This is a genomic window from Acinetobacter sp. YH16040_T (genome assembly GCF_024605785.1).
GTDB lineage: Bacteria > Pseudomonadota > Gammaproteobacteria > Pseudomonadales > Moraxellaceae > Acinetobacter > Acinetobacter amyesii.
In genome coordinates this window covers 1,128,611-1,149,676 of record NZ_CP094541.1, presented here as the reverse complement: position 1 = coordinate 1,149,676, position 21,066 = coordinate 1,128,611, and the positions used below count along the sequence as shown (strand labels likewise).

The following is a 21,066-nucleotide window of genomic DNA, read 5'->3' as shown; positions in this document are numbered from 1 at the left end:
ATTAATTCGGATATGATCAAACAAGGAAATGGTGCGCTCAGCGGGACTCGAACCCACGCCACAGGCTTCGGAGACCTGTACTCTATCCAGTTGAGCTATGAGCGCTTATTTTGGATTGCGCACATCATAACAAAAAAAACTGTAAGGTAAAGCAACTATATAGATGTTAGGCTTTTTTCTGCTTAAGCTTTATACAACGTTCTATTTTTAAAATGCAGAATTCCATACGATTTACTTGGTTTATTTGCCCCGATATCGCACAATACTCACACTATTTATAGAGTGAATTATTTATGACTGATGCACTAACGTTAAAGCAGCTGTCAAAAACCTATAAAAATGGGTTTCAGGCGCTTAAAGGTATTGATTTAACAGTACCCGAAGGTGAATTTTATGCACTTTTAGGTCCCAATGGTGCAGGAAAATCTACCACGATTAGTATTATCAGTTCACTAACCCGTAAAACTTCAGGTACTGTCGAAATTTTTGGGCACAATTTAGATACCCATCCCTCGCATGCAAAGCAGTGTTTGGGCGTTGTACCTCAAGAATTTAACTTTGGTCAATTTGAAAAAACATTTGATATTTTGGTGACTCAAGCTGGTTATTACGGTATTTCTAAAAAGATAGCAGAGAAACGTGCAGAGGAATATTTAGAAAAGCTTGGCCTTTGGGAAAAACGTAGCACCCAAGCACGCATGCTATCGGGCGGTATGAAACGCCGTTTAATGATCGCTCGTGCCATGATGCATGAACCTAAACTGCTGATTTTAGATGAGCCGACTGCTGGTGTTGATATTGAACTACGCCGTTCGATGTGGGATTTCCTCACTGAAATGAACGAAAAAGGCACGTCTATTATTTTAACGACACACTATTTAGAAGAAGCTGAAATGTTGTGCCGTCGAATCGCAATTATTGATCGTGGTGTGATTAAAGAAGACACCAGCATGAAAGGTTTCCTCAGCCAGTTGAATGAAGAAACATTTATTTTCGATCTAGCCGAACCCATTGAACCGATCCATATAGAAATTATTGGTGTCCGTTTCAACTTAGTAGATCCTGTCACCTTAGAAGTCACTATGGATAAAGGCCATACCTTGAATGATTTATTCCAACTCATGGAATCTCAAGGTATTCAAGTTCGAAGTATGCGTAATAAATCTAACCGACTAGAAGAACTATTTGTCCGTATGGTCGAAAAAAATCTTGAAGGTGCAGCACAATGAATTTTAACCAACTGTGTATTGCCCTCTACACCTTAGTGTATAAAGAAATTCGCCGTTTCATGCGTATTTGGCCGCAAACCCTTCTCCCACCGGCAATCACCATGAGTTTGTACTTTGTGATTTTCGGTAATTTAGTCGGTTCACGCATTGGGCAAATGGGTGGTTTTAGCTACATGCAGTTCATCGTACCCGGCTTAATTATGATGGCAGTCATTACCAACAGCTATGCCAATGTGTCATCAAGTTTCTTTAGTGCAAAATTTCAAAAAAGCATCGAAGAATTAATCATGAGCCCTGTACCGTTACATATGGTGCTATGGGGTTATGTGATCGGTGGCGTTTGCCGTGGTGTTTTAGTCGGCTTTATTGTTACTGCCATGAGCCTATTTTTTACTGAATTACACCTGACCAATATCTTCGTAACTATATATACAGTTTTAATTACTTCGCTACTGTTTTCTCTTGGCGGATTTATTAATGCTGTTTATGCAAAATCTTTTGACGACATTTCGATTATCCCGACTTTCGTCCTGACTCCGCTGACTTATTTAGGCGGTGTTTTCTATGCCATCTCATCACTGAGTCCATTTTGGCAAAATCTCTCTTTAATCAACCCTGTTGTGTATATGGTCAATGCATTCCGCTACGGTATTTTAGGTCATAGCGATGTGAATGTCGGCATTTCACTGACAGTTATTACTGCATGTTGCGTTGTACTTTATGGCGTGGCGTATCATTTACTTTCTCGTGGTTCAGGAATGCGTGAATAATGAGTGTAGAACAATCCCTTTTAGGTAAAGACACCAACTACCCTACAGAATATCAACCCGATATTCTGTTTCCGATTGCACGTGCCACTGCACGTGAACAATATGCCCATGTGGAAGGCATACGCCAAGGTAAAGACTGGTGGCATGTTTTTGAAATTTCTTGGTTAAATGCTTCTGGTGTGCCTCAAGTTGCTATTGGTCGTTTAACTTTGCCAGCAAGTTCAGACAACCTGATCGAATCGAAATCTTTAAAGCTCTACTTTAATAGTATGAACTTTACCAAATTTGATTCTCAGGCAGCGTTTAAAGCAACTGTAGAAAAAGACTTATCAGCAGCAGCCAATGCCGCTGTGACTATTGATCTATTTCATGTCGATGATGTTGAAATTTCAAAACCACAAGGCATCTGTATTGATGACTTAGAACCCACTCAGTTAGAAAATCATCCAAATGCAGATTTACTCTCTTTAGATGAAGATGCAGCGCAAGAAGAAGTTGAAATTCAACTTTATTCACATTTATTAAGAAGTAACTGCCCAGTCACGGGTCAACCTGATTGGGGTACGGTATTTATAAGGTATAAAGGTACTAAGCCTTGTTATCGTAGTATTCTGGCTTATATTATTTCTTACCGTCAGCATAATGGTTTCCACGAACAATGTGTGGAGCAAATGTTTGCCGATATTTGGCAACATTTAAAACCAAGTCAGCTGATGGTATATGCTGCCTATACACGCCGTGGTGGATTGGATATCAACCCTTGTCGTGTATCGGATTTAACATGGATGCCTCGCCCCATTCGATTGGCGCGACAATAAAAAAATTGAGGTTAGTGATGCCATTTTTTGGTTTTATTCCTTCTGAGGAACTTCTAAGCAGTATCCAAAATGGTCACGCGAAAAAAAATTCGAGTGAACCACTTTATCCTTTACGTGATAAAACAGCTTTGCTGATTAATGAAGAAATCATTGGTGCAACTATATTAGCTCCTGTACATCTGTTTCCTGCAAGCGATAAGCGCGACACAGCAGAAAAACTGGCTGGCTATGTCAAATCAACAGTCGCTGTATTGTTAAAGCAGCTACTGGGTAAATCTCCGAATGATGTGGTGAAACAATCCATTGAATTTTCAGAACGAAGTTTATTTCAGGACACAGTCGGTGCTCATCGTGTAGGTCTGAGCTTAGATGCAGGACTGGTCACTAACCTTAAAAACAGTTATGCCGAAATTAAATCAGGTGTAGATGTCAATAAAGCTGCTTTTGGTGAGCTGTATAAACAGTTTGCTGAAGCTGCAGTACGTCATTTTATGAATGACTTTAATAAAACACTCGATTTAGGCATGATTAAGCGTAAAGCAGCCGATATCGGTTCTTCTGCCGTAATTAAAGCAATTCATATTGCGATTGATAAGATTTTCCCAAATCTGACTAAAGAAGAGCTAGGTGCCCTTGCAGAAGCACATGATGCGATGTTTAACAAATAAATCGCATTACTCGTCAAAACCTAGCTTCCGCTAGGTTTTTTTATGGCTAAACGCATAAAATCGAATCCCGATACAATGACTATATAGTCATGCAAACACAGTTCTAGAATTGAACAGATTTTTATTAAAAGAAAGACAGTACATTGATATCCACAATTTTTAAAAATCTACGCATAAAAGAAAGACCCTGATTAAAGATCATATTTTAATGTTAGCTGTCATTTTGGCTTAAATTTCAATGCGTCCATTTTAAAATTCAATCTCTTTGTTTTATCATTCAGTCTATATTTCTACTATATATAGCGACGTTTTCAACAGCATTGAAGCGCTGGCGAACAAAAACTATGTAATGAATAAACCACTGCTTACATATGGGTGTTTTAGACCGGTACCTTTTTAATCCTGTCCCTTTATTTTTAGATATAACATTGCAACTTTTTTAGCTTCTAAACAGTATTTCGCAACGCGATAAAGTTTATTCGTTCTGCGTTTTTATGACGCATGAGTTTTAGAGTCATCTATATTTCAAATGATTTGTGAATATTTGCAAGTTATGTAAATGAATATGTCACTTTTCAATATGTTAACTACGAAAAAATCCTTTGCTTTGTCTTTTTTTGTATATCTATTTATGAAAGCATGCGCTGTCAGTGGTATCTTAGTTGCTATTGGTAACCTTTACCTTTAATGAGCTATGAAACCAGAAGGTCATCACAATTTTCAGGATCTTTTCCCCTCGAAATTTTGTTCATACTCATCGCTAAAGCAACTGGAAATTTTTTATTTATGCTAAATCGAAATTTTTATAAAAAACTATCACATATTGCCATTATGGCCGGTTCAATTTCACTGACCAGTTTTTGTCAGGCTAACGACTTCCAATCTCATCCGGCATATGCAAGCTTTAAACAAAATGCAATGCAAACCTATGGTCTGAGTGAAAATCAAATTGATTGGGCAATGCAAGGCAGTAAAAACCTACCCAACATTATTAGCATTATGAATAGACCTGGTGAATCAAAGCCTTGGTACCAATACAAAACCAATTTTTTAGCTGAAAGTACAATTCAACGCGGCGTTCGCTTCAAAAATCAATATGCCGACACTTTAAATCGTGCAGAACAACAATTTGGTGTGCCTCAATCCGTGATTTTAGGCATTTTGGGTGTTGAAACAGGCTATGGCAGCAATAAAGGTAATTTTATTACCCGTGATGCTTTGGCGACCCTTGGTTTTGGCTATGAACGCCGTGCGCAATATTTCCAAGATGAACTTGCTGCACTGATTGCTTGGTCATATAAAGATGGTGTTCCAACCAACTCTGTCGTCGGTTCATATGCAGGTGCTGTGGGTTATCCTCAATTTATGCCAAGTAACATTCCAAAATTTGGTGTGGACTACGATGGCAATGGTCATGTTGACCTGCGTAATTCAGCTGTCGATGCCATTGGTTCAATTGCAAATTATTTAGCAAATTATGGTTGGCAGCGTAATCAACCGATTGCTTTTGCTGCTCGCTATAGCGGAAACAACCCAGATGCTATTATTGCAAAGGATTTAAACCAGCCAACACCCTATGGTGTACTCAAGGCTCAAGGTGTAACCCCTATGAATCCATTGGTAAAAATCGATGATCTCGATTTAGTCAATGTCATCCAATTGCAAGATAGTTATGGACCAATTTATTACATCACTTATCCAAATTTTCAGGTCATTACAACCTATAACAAAAGCCGTATGTATGCGACTGCACTATGGCTTTTAGGCACTGAAGTTACCAGTCGATAAGACTGGTTTTTTCTTATAGAGCAAAAAAGTCAATAAATATTTTCACCAAAATGAGCATTTATTCGACATTTTACACACCTTGTTACATTATTGATTATTTTTTAACCAGCTATTGTTAATTTTTTAGACATTTTAAAAGTATTTTAATTAAACACTAGACAGCCTATTGATGGCATGAATATTATCCATCTCGTTAAATATAGTTGCAAAAGTGAAATATCAGACGTGTTTACATGGATATCAGCGACTTAGTTGAACCAGTAAATATGCCATTGGGAGATAAACAATGCAGTCATCAATTATTAAATATGCCTTAGCGCTTGCCACGGCAGTTGCGCTAAGTCAGTCACAAGCTGAGATGGTTCAGTCATCATCATTCAATCATGATAATGACAACTCGCGTCTTGCAGCTCGTGTATTGAATAAAGAAGCTCAAAGCTTCAATTCAAACTTTACGAATTTAAGTAGCCTTTCAATCACTGAGCGTTCTGGCGATAAAATTCGTCGTCAAACAATCGCTGCTAAAATCGAAATTCCTGAAGATGAGCCTTCAGTGATTGAAAAGTTAAACACTGTCGCTTCGAATACTGTTCGTAAGTTCACTCAAACAGGTACTGCTTCTTGGTACGGTCGTCAATTCCACGGTCGTAAAACAGCAAGCGGTGAAACGTTTGACATGAACGCACTTACAGCAGCACATCGTAGCCTGCCACTTAATTGCTTTATTCGTGTTACGAATCGCAATAATGGTAAAAGCGTCGTGGTGAAAGTAAATGACCGTGGTCCATTCCATGGTAACCGTGTTCTTGATTTATCTTATGGTGCTGCTAAGCAATTGGGTATTACCAGTGCGGGTACTGCAAACGTGAGCATTGAACGCGTAGACGGTCCAAATTCTTAATTCTCCAATGAAGTGACTGCATTTAACAGACCACGCCTAGCGTGGTTTTTTATTTGAAGCCTCTTAGCCTTTCAAATCATCAGTAATCCTGATTTTGACCCTTCCCGCATTCTTGTTTATATTGAAGTCCTTCCCCATGATTAAGGACTATCATGAAAACAATCAACGAATGGTTTGATGAATACAGCGAAAGTCATCAAAATAAAACCAATAAAATGATTCACTGGATTTGCGTACCCACGATTTATTTTTCAATCGTTGGCATATTGGCACATTTTAGCGCGCTACTTACTGCTGTCTTACTTGCTTTAGCATTTATCTTTTACGCACGTTTAGACATTGTCCTTGCTGTTGCAATGGCCGCGTTAACGTTAATCATGGTATGGCTAATTTGGGTACTACCAGTTGGTTATGGCTTTTATATCGCACTCTTTGTATTCGCATGGATTGGTCAATTTTATGGCCATAAAATTGAAGGTAAAAAGCCCTCTTTTTTCAAAGATCTCCAATTCCTCCTCATTGGCCCTATTTGGTGTTTAGATACATTTGCAGACAAAGTACTTGATAATTGGAAAACACGCCATAAATCGCAAATAAAGAGCATTTAGAGCACGATTAATTTCATGGATCTCTTTTTCAGTTATTCCAGATCGGTTTTCTTCATATTCGATGCTTAAAACCCTATTATTTATAGGTGTATTTATCTCTGGTATTTCCAATCATTTTTTCTATTTATACGACCAAAAAGTCAGTGTTTAAACACTGGCTTTTACTCAATATGGTTAATCCAATTTTATGTTGATAGCTTCATCTGAATCATGATCATTTAAATGACTAAAGTTAAAAATGACTACGTGATTTTTATTGATAGGTTTTACCTTGATGCTTTAACCAACCATCCTGATGACGTCCATTCGGATCGTGATGTGTCCAGTGCATCACACCCCCTGATCTGAATATTCATATTCACCGTAAAATTGAACTGTATCGCCTTTTTGCAAGTTATCAATTCGTGGGGCTAGATCGATATTATGTGCAACTAAAAGGGTTTGACCATTATTTAAGGTCAAAATGAACTTTTGATGGCGACTACCTTCATTATCATCTCGAAGTACCGCTTTCACTTGACCTGTACCCTCAACCTGAACATTACTGAGTTTATTTTTAAATGCATGCGCAATAACATCTTCAGCACTCTGCCCTTTTTGTTGAGCATCTGCAGGTTGTACTGATTCTATTTGTGGCTGTGCGTTTTGTTCCGCTGTCGTCTGAACTGGTGCAGTTTTTTGTTGTTGTAAATCGATTCCGAAATAAGCGGCTGTAAGCGCAACAATAATTCCGCCGATGGTTAAATTTGTTTTGTTTGCCATAAGATAGTTTAAATCTAAATTTTCAACTCATTATAGTCATTAATATGGATAAAAATAGAATCTGTGAACAACAATGTACACAATATAAAGTTTAAATAGCTTTGAAATCAGTAAAGCTACAGCCATAAAAAAAGCCCTCTAAAACGAGGGCTTTTTTCTACAAATAATCAGAGATTATTTTGCAGCAGCTTGAGCAGCAGCGACTTCTTCAGCGAAAGAAAGTTCAGCTTTTTTCTCAATACCTTCACCAACTTCGAAACGTACGAAGTTAGCAACAGTAGTACCAGTTGCTTTAAGAACTTCTGCAACTTTCTTATCGTTGTCGATAACGTACATTTGGTTCTCAAGAACAACTTCGTTCAAGTATTTCTGAACTGAACCAGTTACCATTTTTTCAACGATGTTTGCTGGTTTACCAGATTCAATTGCTTTCGCTTCAGCAATTTCTTTTTCTTTAGCGATAAGTTCAGCAGAAACGCCAGCTTCGTTTACAGCAACTGGGTTGAATGCAGCGATGTGCATAGCCAAACCTTTACCAGTTTCAGCATCACCAGCGTATGCAACTACAACACCGATTTTTAAACCGTGTTTGTAAACTGCAAGGTTGTCGCCTTCAACGATTTGAGCACGACGCACTTGGATGTTTTCACCGATTTTTTGAACAAGCGCGATACGAGCTTCTTCTACAGTAGCACCATCTTCAAGTTTCAATTCAGCAATTTGAGCAACGTCAGTTACACCAGCAGCAAGCGCAGCAGCAGCAACTTTAGCAGAGAAACCAGCAAAGTTTTCGTCTTTAGCAACGAAGTCAGTTTGACAGTTAACTTCTACAAGGATTGCTTTGTTGCCTTCTTGAGCGATAGTGATCGCGCCGTCAGCAGCAATGTTACCCGCTTTTTTAGCAGCTTTAGCTTGACCAGATTTACGAAGGTTGTCGATCGCTAATTCGATGTCACCGCCCGCTTCTGTTAATGCTTTTTTACATTCCATCATTGCAAGACCAGTACGATCGCGCAATTCTTTAACCATGCTTGCTGTAACTGCAGTCATGTTAATCTCCTAAATACGGTAGAAAATGAATTCTTTTTAGAACAGAAACGGCCCAGAGCTGTCTCTTGGGCCGTCTGCATACATGACGCTTACTTTGCCACCATCACGTGTCGCAAAAATGACAAGCTTACGTCAAACGCATTAAGCCTCAGAAGCAGGAGCTTCTTCGCCTTTAGCTTGTGCATTTGCTTGTGATTGAGCATATTCTTTACCAGCAAGAATCGCATCAGCCATAGCAGAAGCGTAAAGAGTAACTGCACGGATCGCATCGTCGTTACCAGGGATAACGTAGTCTACGTTGTCTGGGTTAGAGTTTGTATCAACGATACCGATAACAGGAATACCAAGGTTTTTAGCTTCTTTAATTGCAATTGCTTCGTGATCAACATCGATTACGAATAATGCGTCAGGTAAACCACCCATGTTTTTAACGCCGCCAAGAGCGCGTTCAAGTTTTTCCATCTCACGAGTACGTTCTAAAGCTTCACGTTTAGTAAGTTTAGCGAAAGTACCGTCAGTAGATTGAGTTTGAAGGTCTTTTAGACGGTTGATTGACTGGCGAAGAGTTTTCCAGTTAGTCAACATACCACCCAACCAGCGGTGATCAACATATGGTTGACCTGCACGTTGAGCTTGTTCACGGATGATTGCAGAAGCTGCACGTTTTGTACCAACGAACAAAACTTTGTTCTTTTTGCTAGCCAAGTTGTTAGCAAAGTTCAAAGCATCATTTAACGCAGGAACAGTGTGCTCAAGGTTGATGATGTGAATTTTGTTGCGCGCGCCGAAGATGTATTCGCGCATTTTTGGATTCCAAAAACGTGTTTGGTGACCGAAGTGTGCGCCTGCTTGAAGAAGGTCGCGCATGCTTACGTTGTAATCTGCCATTTTCTTTACCTTAAAGTTTGGGTTAGGCCTCCATATACCCGCATTCTCCACCTAAAAAGGCACCCAGAGAAATGTGTCGATATATGTGCGGATTTTATTGCCCCATCGCACAAAGCTCGTGAAAGATATTCACGAAAAAGCATTTGATAAAATGGGCGGCTATTTATACCATAGTCACATACAAATTTCCAAAAGTTTTTAGAGATCATGAACAGTACTTACGAAGCTCCACGTCGATTAATTAAAACGCCTGACGAAATTGAAAAAATGCGCGTCGCGGGTCGACTGGCGGCAGAAGTTTTGGATATGATCAAACCGCATATTGTTCCAGGTGTGACTACCCTAGAACTTGATACGATTTGTCATGACTATATTGTCAACAAACAAGAAGCTATTCCTGCTTGTTTAGGTTATGGCGCTGCGCCGGGTCGTCCAGCGTTCCAGCACGTGATCTGTACTTCAGTGAACCATGTTGTGTGTCACGGTATTCCATCTGAAAGCAAAAAGTTAAAAAAAGGTGACATCTTAAACATCGATGTCACTGTGATTAAAGATGGTTACCACGGTGATACCAACATGATGTACATCGTGGGTGGTGAAACATCTATTTTAGCGAACCGTTTATGTAAAGTTGCCCAAGAAGCCATGTACCGTGGTATGGCGGTAGTAAAACCGGGCGCAACCATGGGCGATATCGGTAATGCCATTCAACAATATGTTGAATCAGAACGTTTTGGCGTTGTACGTGAATACTGTGGTCATGGTATCGGTACTGTTTTCCACGACGAACCACAAGTTTTACACTACGGTCAACCCAATACAGGCATGATCTTAGAAGAAGGCATGACATTCACGATTGAACCAATGGTGAATGGTGGCGACTGGAAAACCAAACTTCTTGGCGATAAATGGACTGTCGTGACTAAAGATCATAGCTTGTCTGCACAGTACGAACACACGCTACTTGTAACAAAAAATGGTGTAGAAGTGCTAACTGCTCGCCCTGAAGAAGATTTATCGCGTTTTGTTCAATAAGCAAAGTATTTGAAGCACAAAATTTTATTAAAAATGGTCACACATGTTGTGGCCTTTTTTATGCCCTATTTTTGTCCGTGACTTTAAGAATTTGCCATAAAATTTGATTAAAAATTTAAGTAACTCAATGTAAATTTTCTTAATTATAGGGTTAGGATGGAATATCACACTTTTTTGCACATTGTTGATTTTGCCACTCCCCATTACTGTGCATTTAAGCTAAGATAGTGTGCTTTTTATTTTTTAATCCCTATAAGAAGGAATACTGCCGTGGACGTACGTCTGTCTGATCGTGTAAATAGCATCAAACCGTCCCCTACACTTGCTGTTACTAACAAAGCTGCTGAATTGAAGGCTGCTGGTAAAAACGTAATTGGTTTAGGCGCAGGTGAACCGGATTTCGATACCCCACAACACATCAAAGATGCTGCAATTGCTGCTATCAACAATGGCTTCACTAAATATACAGCTGTTGACGGTACTCCAGGTCTTAAAAAAGCAATTATTGCTAAATTAAAACGCGACAATAACCTTGATTACGCTGCAAACCAAATCTTGGTTTCTTGTGGTGGTAAACAATCTTTCTTTAACTTGGCACTTGCTTTGTTAAACAAAGGTGACGAAGTAATTATCCCTGCTCCTTACTGGGTAAGCTACCCAGACATGGTGATCATTGCTGAAGGTACTCCTGTAATCGTGAAATGTGGTGAAGACCAACGTTTCAAAATTACGCCTGCTCAATTAGAAGCTGCAATCACTGACAAAACTCGTTTAGTGGTTCTAAACAGCCCTTCTAACCCAACAGGTATGATCTACACTAAAGAAGAATTACTTGCTTTAGCTGACGTTCTACGTAAATACCCTGAAGTTTTAGTTGCTTCTGATGATATGTACGAACCAATCCGTTGGGACGACGAATTCTACAACATCGCAACAGTTGCACCAGACCTTTACGATCGCGTAATCGTTCTTAACGGTGTATCTAAAGCTTATGCAATGACTGGCTGGCGTATTGGCTACGCAGCGGGCCCTGCTAAACTTATTGGTGCGATGAAAAAAATCCAATCTCAATCAACTTCAAATCCAACTTCTATTTCACAAGTTGCTGCTGAAGCTGCATTGAATGGTCCTCAAGACGTTCTTGAGCCAATGATTGAAGCATTCAAACGCCGTCACGACCTAGTTGTGAAAGGCTTGAACGACATCAACGGTATTACTTGCCTTCCTGCTGATGGTGCATTCTATGCATACGCAAACATCCGTCCATTGATTCGTGCAAAAGGTTTAAAATCTTGCACAGAATTCTCTGCATGGTTATTGGAAGAAACTGGTGTTGCAGTAGTTCCTGGTGATGCGTTCGGTCTAGGTGGTTATATGCGTATTTCTTATGCAACTGCAGACGAAGTTCTTGTAGATGCGCTTGCACGTATCAAGAAAGCTGCTGACTCAATCGAAGGCGTAGACGCTGCGATTGCTTCAATTGCTGCTGAAAAATAATTTGATCTAAAGATCAAATCAAAAAAAAACCCGCGAATATCGCGGGTTTTTTATACTCATCAAAAGAATAAATTAATACTCTTCACTTCAACACGCTTTTGATCAATTTTTTTCGCGGTTCAAACTAAATAACAAAGCTCATCCAGCCCATTTGACTTCCTTCAAATCGACTTAAATATTAAAAAACCAAACGATAAAACCTAAAACTAACCTTCATATTCAAATCCTTGGTTTGCATTCTTTTTACATTTTCAGCTATGTTATTTAAATAAGTTTCATTTTAGAACCCAGAACAACCACAAAACTAACCTATCCAGAGATCTACCAATGAACATCAAAGAAATGACTGGACTAGAAATTTTAAAGGCAATGATGCAAGGCCAAATTCCTCCAGCAAGTATTAGCGAAACTATTCCTATGCAGCCTTATGAAGTATCTGAGGGCAGTATTAGCTTTAAGGCTAAAGCAGATGCACGACACATAAATCCGCTAGGCGGCGTGCATGGTGGCTTTGCTGCTACGGTACTCGACTCGGTGACAGGTTGTGCCATTCACACGCTATTAGAGGCAGGTGTAGGTTATGGCACCATCGACTTAAATATAAAAATGTGTCGCCCAATCCCAAAGAATGTTGAACTTACTGCTATAGGAACAGTCATTAATATCAGTAAAAATTTAGGGATTTCTGAAGAGAAAATTATTGATGACAATGGCAAACTTTATGCACATGCAACTGCAACCTGCATGATTATACGTCCTTAATATTTTTATTTTTCTGCTCGCAATTCAATGCGAGCAGATGATGATTCAAACTTAAATTGCTGAATGTAAGGCACGAATTAATTGGCCTTCGCTTAGATCAATGCGATTACTGCCCTTTTGAAAGCAGTAATATTTTAAAGCACTATCTAACTCAACACGAAGTTCTTGTTGTTCTGAAATAGACCATACTTTAGAACGATTTGAGCCTGATAACGCATTACCGGCCAATTGGTATAAATACAAATCTTGCTTGCGTTGCAAAGGCACACGACGGCCATCATCTTGATGTTCAAAACGTAAATGACATGGCGTGTTGATCAACCATTTTTCACTAAACCACAGTTGTAATAAATCACCCAATGCCAAGTCACGTCGACCCAAAGGCCAAACGTCAACGTACGCACCTTCGACAGGTGTTTGATATTGCTCTTGATTACTAATAATGGAAAGATAGTTTTCTTGGTAAAAAGAAAAATTTGAAAAAATCTGAGAAATAGTCAGCGTATTCATTCGCTTTCTCCTGTTTAGCCATTTTAGTGCTGGCAAGTTGGGTTTAAATCCACACTGTTTAAACATATGTTTAAACGCTCTGTTGTTGCATTCAGACTATCAATTGAATTTTTTCTTTGCAAGCCTAAGATTCATTTTTTCTAAAAAATCCTTCTTTTTGTTCAAATAAAAAACATCTATCACGCATTTCTCCTCATATTGGTATTTTTAGCTTGACCCTCTTCAAAATCTGCTTATAATCGCATTCAGATTCTCCAATAGCTCAGTCGGTAGAGCGACGGACTGTTAATCCGCAGGTCCCTGGTTCGAGCCCAGGTTGGAGAGCCAAATTCTAAAGCCCATTTATTTAAATGGGCTTTTTTAATGACTATGATTTACATATAATCTATAAGTCATTGTCATTAAAATAAAAAAATGTTCATTCAAGTTGATGCTGAATCAAATAAAACTGCCTTAAAACACTATCTCACTGCATTCATTTTTCTTTTAATTTTTATCAGCCCATTTGCAATTTATTTGGTGAGCTGCACACCCGAAAGTGAAATTGAGCAACATTTCAAAACACCACCCAATTTATATAATAGTGAATCGAACACCCTTCTTGACAGCAAGCTACAATGGTTGATTCCACCTCAGCAGTTTCAAAATCACAATACTATTCCCGAAATATCTGAATCTGTATTGAACGAGATGACAGAAGGACTATATTGGTCAAGCACACCAATTACGCTGCAAAACCAATCTGATCAGTTATATGTTCATATCGATTTTGCAGGTCAGCAACAAACTCGAAAAGATCTTGAAATTTCGGTACTGCCGTTATGTATTGTTCACGAGAAAGAAACACCATGTATGAAAGCTGGGTTAAATGCAACTGGACAACTTTTTAACATCTCAACTCAAAAAAATACGCAATATCACACACTAGAGACCAATAAGTCATGGATGTTTTATGGCCATGAATTCCAAGAAAATTATATTATTCCACCACAAGCCACTCTCAAATTTTTAGTTAAAGCCAACATCCCTGAACACTTAACCCTGCAATGGCTTAGGCTAAGCATCAGTACTAGCCCCATTGTTGAGAAACAGCAAAATTTTATGCTCATGACGCAAAACAGTATAAGAATAAAATATGCACTTGCTCTATTGCCATTCTTCATATTAGCTTTGATGCACATTTTTCAAGGGTTTGAAAGCCTGCGTAATTTATCTATCGGCGCACTTTCAGCACTTTTATTTGCAATCAACACCATCATTTGGGATATCCATTATATGGTGATTGGCTGCCTGATTTTATGTTTTGCAAGTGTCTGTTATTGTTTTGAGAGCCGATATTATCGATTGCTTTATTTAACGGGTTGTTTACTGATTGCAGGCTATTCGCAGCAATATTATGGTGGTTTTAATAAACACTTTTTCACTCAAACCAGTTTAATTTTATTGATAGGTTTATCGATGTTTTATCTTGAACCTAAAGATAGCTAAATCATTTTCATAAAAAAGCTCCGCAAATCGCAGAGCTTTTTCTCTTTAAATCACATTAAAACTCAAAGTATATTTATATCGTTTTAATGCGTGTTCCTTCATTTCAAAAGGCTGTTGATAATCCATTTTCAGCAAATACTGACCACGATCTGATAGGTTAAAATTCAAATTTCCATCTTGATCAGTTTTAAGCGTTTTATAAACTTTTCCTTCACGGCTGTAATCCGTGGTTTGCTGCAAAATTTCAACCTGTAAACCCGCAACCGCTTTTTTCTGATCTAGCACTTTCAGTTGCACAGGCTCATTATGCTTTATAGCATTTGGATGGGTTTTAAATTGCACATCAAAGCCATCATGTAAATGATTCACCACATGTGTAGAGGTTGCACGGCGTGATACAAAAGTTTCAATGATTTCCTGCGTTTGAATACTTTTGATTTGCGACTTTTTAGTCAACTCGGCTGTATAAATGACATTTGCATTCGCAGTTTTTTGAGGATCACGCACACCATTGATTAACGCTTTCCACTGCTTTTGATCATAAGCAAAACGCGCTGTACTTCCCTGCTTTTCACCGCGAATACGATACGTGCCATCTTGCTTATTTTCTAAACTATAGCTGCTGACTGTTTGCGTTTTTGCCCAATCAGTTTCCGTTAAATGTAGCTTATCACCTGACGGTGTATGCACATGGAAATTAAAGTTTTTAATAGCTATTTCAGAAACAAATGGATTGTCATAAAAACCTGAAAGAATGGCACTGTGATTATTAAATGTTTGATAGTTTAGAGGCGCAACATAAGGATAATGCGCTTCAGCCTGACCAACCGCACACAAAGCGAAACAGAGTAAAGTGAATTGTAATTTCATATTGAATAAGAGAGCTTAAATTGTTTGATTCATAGAGATCGTTTCATTTTAGATTCACCCAAGCATATTGTAAATAATTCTTATTATCACTTGATTTATATGCATAAAAAATCCCCCATTCTGGAGGACTCTTTTATCAGGCTGCTTTAACGGGCACACCACTATGAAAGCGAAATAATTCATCTGGGCTGCTAATCAGATTTTTTTCAACTTCACGAATATGCTCAATACGCATCTGAATATCTTCTTTCGGGTTCTTTAGCTTATTGGTCGTCGCTACGTCCATAGCTAATGCTAAATAGTCCTCATAATGGCGTGATTCAGACTTTAGCAAATAGCGGTAGTAACGCCCCAACTCTTCATCCACATGTGGTGCAAGCGCATAGAAACGCTCGCATGACCGTGCCTCAACGAATGCACCAATCACCAAGATATCAATTAACGCTTCTGGCTCATAAGTCCGTACTTCTTTGCGTAGACCACCTGCATACCGACCAGCACTGATTGCAGTCCATTCCTGACCACGTTTTGCCATCAGTTCCAGCACTTGCTCATAGTGCAGCATTTCTTCACGAACTAGCTGTGCTAGTTTGATTTGTAAATCAGAGAAAAAACTATAACGAAACATCAAATTCATTGCTGTACTTGCAGCTTTCTTTTCACAATTGGCATGATCCTGCATTAGGATATCCAAATTATTTAAAGCTTCATCTAGCCATGCTTTTGGTGTTTCACACCCCAAGAAGCCAATGACTGGCTTCATTAGGGCATCATAATCAATATTTGACATATACTTTACTTAAAAAATTAACGTGCGGCTTTAATCGCAGCTTTCATTTGTTTCACAGACTGTGCCAATCCAATAAATAGAGCATCAGCAATAATCGAGTGACCAATATTCAATTCATGAATTTGCGCAATGCGAGCAATTGGAGTGACATTTTCAATATTTAAGCCATGACCAGCATTCACAATCAATCCTTTAGATGCCGCATATTCAGCACCTTGAATGATACGCTCCAGCTCTGCTTTCTGCGCTTCAGGTGTTTCAGCATCTGCATATGCACCTGTATGCAACTCAATCGTTGGCGCGCCACAGGCAATCGCCGCATCAATTTGAGCAAAGTCAGCATCAATAAATAATGAAACTTCGCAACCAATCGCTGCGAGTGCTTGAGTCGCATTTTTTACATCTTCAAAATGCCCAACAACATCTAGACCGCCTTCAGTCGTGACTTCTTCACGCTTTTCAGGAACAAAGCATACATGATGCGGCTGAATCTCTTTGGCAAATTCAACCATTTCATTGGTCACTGCCATTTCAAGATTCATATGGGTTTTTAATACAGAACGCATACGACGAACATCATCATCTTTAATATGGCGACGATCTTCACGTAAATGTAGCGTAATCCCTTCCGCCCCCGCTTGCTCACAAATAATTGCGGCATTCACAGGATCTGGATAAGTTGTCCCACGTGCATTTCGTAGTGTTGCCACATGGTCAATATTTACACCAAGCAAAGCTGCCATAATTCTTTCCTAATGACGTTGAGTTTGAGAATTCTGTATCCACAATTGACGACTTTTTAATGGACGATCGCCAAGCAAGGAAGTAATCATTTGTCGGTACAACTTAGACAGTAATTGTAACTGTTCAGAATTAAATTCCCCACCTTTTTCATAATCACACATACTTAAAATATGTTGACCTGACAATGTTGCGCGTGAGGCTTTAATGACAGGTTGAAAACCTTCATTTAAATGAAATTGATAATTTTCATGAAGCTGAATTTGCTGTTGATTTGCATCAGTTGAATAATCCAGCGCATAACCCAACTCTTCAAGTAGCTCATGCTCAAACTGTCTAAGGATTTGTCGCAAAAACAGGTCAGGATTTTCTTGCGCAGACATGCATTGGAGTTGTTCTAAGGTATGCGCATATTGAGCAAATGTCTCTGGCATCTCGACCTCTAAGGGACATAACCTCAATAAGACTTCATTCAAATAAAAACCTGAAAAAAAAGCATCCCCATAAAAGAATATGGGTTGATTTACAATTTCAAGTTTACTGAAATTTTTAAGCTCAGACTTGCCGGAGGCTTGCAAGCAGATCGGTTGATACTGAGGCGGAGGTGTTTGCCTGAGAATACCATCAACTCGGCCATGCTCCTGCGTAAACAAGTGCACGATATGACTTTTTTCACGATATTTACGATGGTGAATTAAATAACCATGCAGTATCTCATTACGCATGATTTAAGATATTAATCCTTGTCTTTCTTTTTCTTTTCGTCTTCTTCATCATCACCCCCATCTGGAATGACTGCACCTACAACTGCAGCGGTCCCTTTGACCACGCCTTTTGTGGTTTTATAAGCCACTTTGACAGGAACAGTAACGATTTTATGAATACACCCTTGTAGAAACAAAACACATGCCACTACAGCTAATACTTTCATCATTACTCTTCCCTCAAAGTTTTAAATGTCTAGCAATTAAATATCGCTATAACCCAAGCTTTTCAATGCACGTTCATCATCAGACCAACCACCTTTGACTTTCACCCAAAGTGTCAGCATGATTTTTTGCTCGAACATTTTTTCCATATCCACACGTGCATCCATACCGATTTTCTTCAGTTTGGCACCTTTCTCACCAATCACAATGGCTTTTTGGCCAGAGCGATCGACAAAAATCGTCGCATCAATATAGGTACACGCCGCTTTAGGACGACCTGTTTTTGGATTAATTGTTGCTTCTTCTGTTTTAAACGACTCAATTTGAACGGTTAAATCATAAGGCAGCTCTTCACCCAATTGACGCATGATTTTTTCACGGATAATTTCAGATGCAAGGAAACGCTCTGAACGATCAGTCAATTGCTCAAGTGAATACAGTGGTGGTTGGAACGGCAGATATTTCTCAATCGTACTGCGCAAATGATCCAAATTTGCACCGCGTAACGCTGATACAGGAACAATTTCTGCAAAATTCATTAATTTCGCACGTTCTTGTATCAAGGGTAATGCATGGTTTTTGTTTTCTAGCGTATCAATTTTATTGATCACAAGAATAACTGGCATATCGGCATTTTTTAGCTTCTCTAACACTAAATCATCATTCTGTGTCCATTTGTCTGCATCAATCACAAACAAAACCAAGTTCACATCACGAAGTGCAGAATGCGCCGCACGGTTCATCATTTTATTGATGGCACGAACTTCTTTTTTGTGCATCCCAGGCGTATCAACAAATACCGCTTGAGACTTTTCACGTGAGTCAATACCCACAATTTTATGACGCGTCGTTTGTGGTTTACGAGACGTAATTGAAAGTTTTTGACCCAAAATATGGTTCATTAACGTTGATTTACCAACGTTTGGACGACCAACAATCGCCACAAAACCACTTTTAAAATCGGCAGGGATTTCAGTGCCTTGTGCACTAAAAAACTGACTAATTAAATCGTTACTGTCGCCTTGCGACTCGTGATCAGCATCTACGTGATCGGAATGAGTAGTCATTAAGACTTTTTCTCCAAAATTTCTAAGATTTCTGCCGCTACAGCTTGTTCAGCAAAGCGACGGCTTGAACCTTCACCGTATTTAACAGGGAGCCCTTCGACTGTACATTCAACTTTAAAATGTTGGTTCGGAGCATCACCCTGAATATCTACAACCTCGTAAACCGGGAGAGGTTTTTTACGTGCTTGTAAATACTCTTGCAAACGTGATTTAGGGTCTTTCAGTTGATCGGTCGGTTCAATATGATCTAAATATGGCACATACCATTTAAGAACAATCGGTTCCAGAATTTTTAAATCCTGACAATCGACATAGATTGCACCAATGATCGATTCAACGGTATCCGCAAGTATAGACTCACGATGATGACCGCCAGATTTCAACTCACCTGTACTCAAGATTAATTCTTGACTGAGTTTTAAGTCATTGGCAATTTTTCCTAGCGCTTCCTGACGAACCAGTGTCGCACGCATACGCGTTAGACGCCCTTCATTTTCATGCGGGTAGGCATGGTACAGATAATTGGCAATTATCATACCCAATAATGAATCGCCCAGATATTCTAGGCGTTCATAATTGTATTTATGGCTCACCGATCGGTGGGTCAAGGCCAGTTGTAACAATTCAGGTTGTTTAAACTGATAACCGATACGACTTGCTAAACGAGCTTCATTTAGCTTGGACTGAGCTTTGATCAAAACTTTTCTCGAACTTCAACACAATATCAATATTCAATAAGAAAGGTTTTCTTATTTCATAATCTGTTTTCACTTGTAGACCATCTACATTAGTGACTTGAGCAATATCTTTAAAATTTAAATCACGTACACCATTCATATCTAAACGCTGTGACATTTGTGACTCAAACTTACTCGGAGCAATATTTTTAGGACTGCTCTTCATCAATTCTTCAATTTCATTGTTGACGAGACGGTCGTCAACATACGGTCCCCAAACCGCAATTAAAGCTTTAGCTAAAAAAGCAAACCCAATAATAGCAATTAAAATTGCGATATAAGACGTTCCCCGTTGATGTCTCATTTTATTTTCCTGATGTAAGACTAATCAATACTGCCATTACGACTAAATGAAGGCAGTTTTAAACCAGGTTCCTTATGCATCCACTTGTAAAAAGCACGTCCAGTGAGGTTTTCTTCAGGCACAAAGCCCCAAAAACGACTGTCCGCACTTTGATCGCGATTATCCCCCATCGCGAAATAGTGACCTTCAGGAACCTTAACTTCCCAATATAAACCATTTTCTGTTGAATATTTACCATTTTCAACATAGTTGATAAATGGTGCTTGGCGCGCAACATTGACGCCTTCAAGCTCACGCATGGTAAACGTATGCTTACCCATGGTTTCTTTATGATAAATCGATGTAGGTGTATCAAGTTGATCTTTTTCACGGCTAAATTCTACAGGAACTTTTGCCACCTTTTGACCATTCACACTCAGTTGACCATGATCGTAAATAATATGATCACCTGGTAAACCGACCACTCGTTTAATATAGCTGATGGTTGGTTGTGGTGGATAACGGAATACAATGACATCACCACGCTCAGGTTCACCGACATCAAGAATTTTTTTATTGACGATAGGTAAACGTACGCCATACTGATATTTATTCACCACAATAAAATCACCTGTTTCTAAGGTTGGAACCATAGAGTCAGATGGAATATTAAATGGCTCATATAAGAATGAACGCATCACCAAAACTATCGCTAAAATCGGCCAGAAATCATAAGCCCATGCGATAACGACATTTTCATTCCCCTTACCTTTGGTCTGCCGTTGCTTCCAGACAAACTTATCCAACAACCAAATTAAGAAAAAAATGACTGTGGCAGGAACAAGGATCAAATTAAAGTCAAAATCCATGAGCTC

At 39.0% G+C, this 21,066-nt stretch carries 23 protein-coding genes, 2 tRNA genes and 1 pseudogene; 12 read left to right on the top strand and 14 right to left on the bottom strand.

Annotated elements, in window-relative coordinates; all coding sequences use genetic code 11:
* Positions 1-29: 29 nt before the first annotated feature.
* Positions 30-105: transfer RNA gene (locus MST16_RS05580), tRNA-Arg, on the bottom strand.
* A gap of 188 nt (positions 106-293) precedes the next feature.
* On the opposite strand from MST16_RS05580, the gene MST16_RS05575 reads away from it, so the two are divergent.
* The 7 genes from MST16_RS05575 to MST16_RS05545 all read left to right on the top strand — a co-directional run bounded on the left by MST16_RS05575 (position 294) and on the right by MST16_RS05545 (position 6,782).
* Entirely contained in the window at positions 294-1,229 is a 936-nt protein-coding gene (locus MST16_RS05575; protein ID WP_168378014.1) for an ABC transporter ATP-binding protein, read from the top strand.
* Complete coding sequence (locus MST16_RS05570) at positions 1,226-1,999, top strand: ABC transporter permease (RefSeq protein WP_078190306.1); 774 nt, start codon at positions 1,226-1,228, stop codon at positions 1,997-1,999. The genes MST16_RS05575 and MST16_RS05570 overlap by 4 nt, the downstream gene beginning before the upstream one ends.
* Complete coding sequence (gene queF / locus MST16_RS05565; RefSeq protein WP_180009937.1) at positions 1,999-2,817, top strand: NADPH-dependent 7-cyano-7-deazaguanine reductase QueF; 819 nt, start codon at positions 1,999-2,001, stop codon at positions 2,815-2,817. Before MST16_RS05570 ends, queF begins: the two co-directional genes overlap by 1 nt.
* 17 nt (positions 2,818-2,834) lie before the next feature.
* Positions 2,835-3,485, top strand: a complete 651-nt coding sequence (locus MST16_RS05560) for a hypothetical protein (RefSeq protein WP_180009938.1) — start codon at positions 2,835-2,837, stop codon at positions 3,483-3,485.
* Between the two features lie 786 nt (positions 3,486-4,271).
* Positions 4,272-5,273 carry a lytic murein transglycosylase B gene (gene mltB, locus MST16_RS05555; RefSeq protein WP_078191987.1) on the top strand — a complete coding sequence of 334 codons (1,002 nt, stop codon included), beginning with the start codon at positions 4,272-4,274 and terminating at the stop codon, positions 5,271-5,273.
* Positions 5,274-5,559: 286 nt separating this feature from the next.
* The gene (locus MST16_RS05550; protein ID WP_180007647.1) at positions 5,560-6,174 is read left to right on the top strand and encodes a septal ring lytic transglycosylase RlpA family protein; all 615 of its coding nucleotides are present in this window, start codon (positions 5,560-5,562) and stop codon (positions 6,172-6,174) included.
* A gap of 152 nt (positions 6,175-6,326) precedes the next feature.
* On the top strand, positions 6,327-6,782 hold the full coding sequence (locus MST16_RS05545) for a DUF962 domain-containing protein (RefSeq protein ID WP_180009939.1): 456 nt from the start codon (positions 6,327-6,329) through the stop codon (positions 6,780-6,782).
* 253 nt (positions 6,783-7,035) lie between these two features.
* Here MST16_RS05545 and MST16_RS05540 read toward each other — a convergent pair.
* The 3 genes and pseudogenes from MST16_RS05540 to rpsB form a co-directional block, all read right to left on the bottom strand.
* Positions 7,036-7,544, bottom strand: a pseudogene (locus MST16_RS05540) (DUF3465 domain-containing protein).
* Positions 7,545-7,718: 174 nt separating this feature from the next.
* A complete protein-coding gene (tsf, locus tag MST16_RS05535) occupies positions 7,719-8,594 on the bottom strand; it encodes a translation elongation factor Ts (protein WP_078190313.1) in 876 nt (291 codons plus the stop codon).
* A 141-nt stretch (positions 8,595-8,735) separates the two neighbouring features.
* Positions 8,736-9,482, bottom strand: coding sequence for a 30S ribosomal protein S2 (gene rpsB / locus MST16_RS05530; RefSeq protein WP_078190314.1), 747 nt, complete (start codon positions 9,480-9,482; stop codon positions 8,736-8,738).
* Between the two features lie 207 nt (positions 9,483-9,689).
* Between rpsB and map the strand changes: the two genes are divergently transcribed.
* The 3 genes from map (at position 9,690) to MST16_RS05515 (ending at position 12,776) form a co-directional block, all read left to right on the top strand.
* The gene (gene map / locus MST16_RS05525) at positions 9,690-10,517 is read left to right on the top strand and encodes a type I methionyl aminopeptidase (protein WP_168378021.1); all 828 of its coding nucleotides are present in this window, start codon (positions 9,690-9,692) and stop codon (positions 10,515-10,517) included.
* Positions 10,518-10,787: 270 nt separating this feature from the next.
* Positions 10,788-12,014, top strand: a complete 1,227-nt coding sequence (locus MST16_RS05520; RefSeq protein ID WP_111883988.1) for a pyridoxal phosphate-dependent aminotransferase — start codon at positions 10,788-10,790, stop codon at positions 12,012-12,014.
* Positions 12,015-12,341: 327 nt separating this feature from the next.
* Positions 12,342-12,776, top strand: coding sequence for a PaaI family thioesterase (locus tag MST16_RS05515; RefSeq protein ID WP_180009940.1), 435 nt, complete (start codon positions 12,342-12,344; stop codon positions 12,774-12,776).
* A 51-nt stretch (positions 12,777-12,827) separates the two neighbouring features.
* On the opposite strand, the gene MST16_RS05510 is transcribed toward MST16_RS05515, so the two are convergent.
* The gene (locus MST16_RS05510; protein WP_180007643.1) at positions 12,828-13,286 is read right to left on the bottom strand and encodes a hypothetical protein; all 459 of its coding nucleotides are present in this window, start codon (positions 13,284-13,286) and stop codon (positions 12,828-12,830) included.
* A gap of 251 nt (positions 13,287-13,537) precedes the next feature.
* Between MST16_RS05510 and MST16_RS05505 the strand changes: the two genes are divergently transcribed.
* Together MST16_RS05505 and MST16_RS05500 are read left to right on the top strand one after the other, a co-directional pair.
* Positions 13,538-13,613, top strand: a tRNA-Asn gene (locus MST16_RS05505).
* 87 nt (positions 13,614-13,700) lie between these two features.
* Complete coding sequence (locus tag MST16_RS05500; RefSeq protein WP_180009941.1) at positions 13,701-14,774, top strand: hypothetical protein; 1,074 nt, start codon at positions 13,701-13,703, stop codon at positions 14,772-14,774.
* 45 nt (positions 14,775-14,819) lie between these two features.
* On the opposite strand, the gene MST16_RS05495 is transcribed toward MST16_RS05500, so the two are convergent.
* The 9 genes from MST16_RS05495 to lepB all read right to left on the bottom strand — a co-directional run bounded on the left by MST16_RS05495 (position 14,820) and on the right by lepB (position 21,060).
* Positions 14,820-15,644 (bottom strand): DUF4198 domain-containing protein, encoded by an 825-nt coding sequence (locus tag MST16_RS05495; protein ID WP_180009942.1) that lies wholly within the window; start codon positions 15,642-15,644, stop codon positions 14,820-14,822.
* Between the two features lie 136 nt (positions 15,645-15,780).
* Positions 15,781-16,434, bottom strand: a complete 654-nt coding sequence (locus tag MST16_RS05490) for a tRNA-(ms[2]io[6]A)-hydroxylase (RefSeq protein ID WP_078190322.1) — start codon at positions 16,432-16,434, stop codon at positions 15,781-15,783.
* A 17-nt stretch (positions 16,435-16,451) separates the two neighbouring features.
* Positions 16,452-17,177 carry a pyridoxine 5'-phosphate synthase gene (gene pdxJ / locus MST16_RS05485; RefSeq protein ID WP_180009943.1) on the bottom strand — a complete coding sequence of 242 codons (726 nt, stop codon included), beginning with the start codon at positions 17,175-17,177 and terminating at the stop codon, positions 16,452-16,454.
* Positions 17,178-17,186: 9 nt separating this feature from the next.
* Positions 17,187-17,903: a DNA repair protein RecO gene (gene recO / locus MST16_RS05480; RefSeq protein ID WP_180010013.1), complete on the bottom strand. Its 717-nt coding sequence runs from the start codon at positions 17,901-17,903 to the stop codon at positions 17,187-17,189.
* A gap of 8 nt (positions 17,904-17,911) precedes the next feature.
* Entirely contained in the window at positions 17,912-18,109 is a 198-nt protein-coding gene (locus MST16_RS05475) for an NF038104 family lipoprotein (RefSeq protein WP_180009944.1), read from the bottom strand.
* A 33-nt stretch (positions 18,110-18,142) separates the two neighbouring features.
* Positions 18,143-19,171 (bottom strand): GTPase Era, encoded by a 1,029-nt coding sequence (gene era, locus MST16_RS05470; RefSeq protein WP_180007638.1) that lies wholly within the window; start codon positions 19,169-19,171, stop codon positions 18,143-18,145.
* A complete protein-coding gene (gene rnc / locus MST16_RS05465) occupies positions 19,171-19,869 on the bottom strand; it encodes a ribonuclease III (protein WP_111883979.1) in 699 nt (232 codons plus the stop codon). The genes era and rnc overlap by 1 nt, the downstream gene beginning before the upstream one ends.
* Entirely contained in the window at positions 19,841-20,212 is a 372-nt protein-coding gene (locus MST16_RS05460) for a DUF4845 domain-containing protein (protein WP_168378031.1), read from the bottom strand. Before MST16_RS05460 ends, rnc begins: the two co-directional genes overlap by 29 nt.
* A gap of 20 nt (positions 20,213-20,232) precedes the next feature.
* On the bottom strand, positions 20,233-21,060 hold the full coding sequence (gene lepB, locus MST16_RS05455) for a signal peptidase I (protein WP_111883978.1): 828 nt from the start codon (positions 21,058-21,060) through the stop codon (positions 20,233-20,235).
* Between the last annotated feature and the right edge of the window lie 6 nt (positions 21,061-21,066).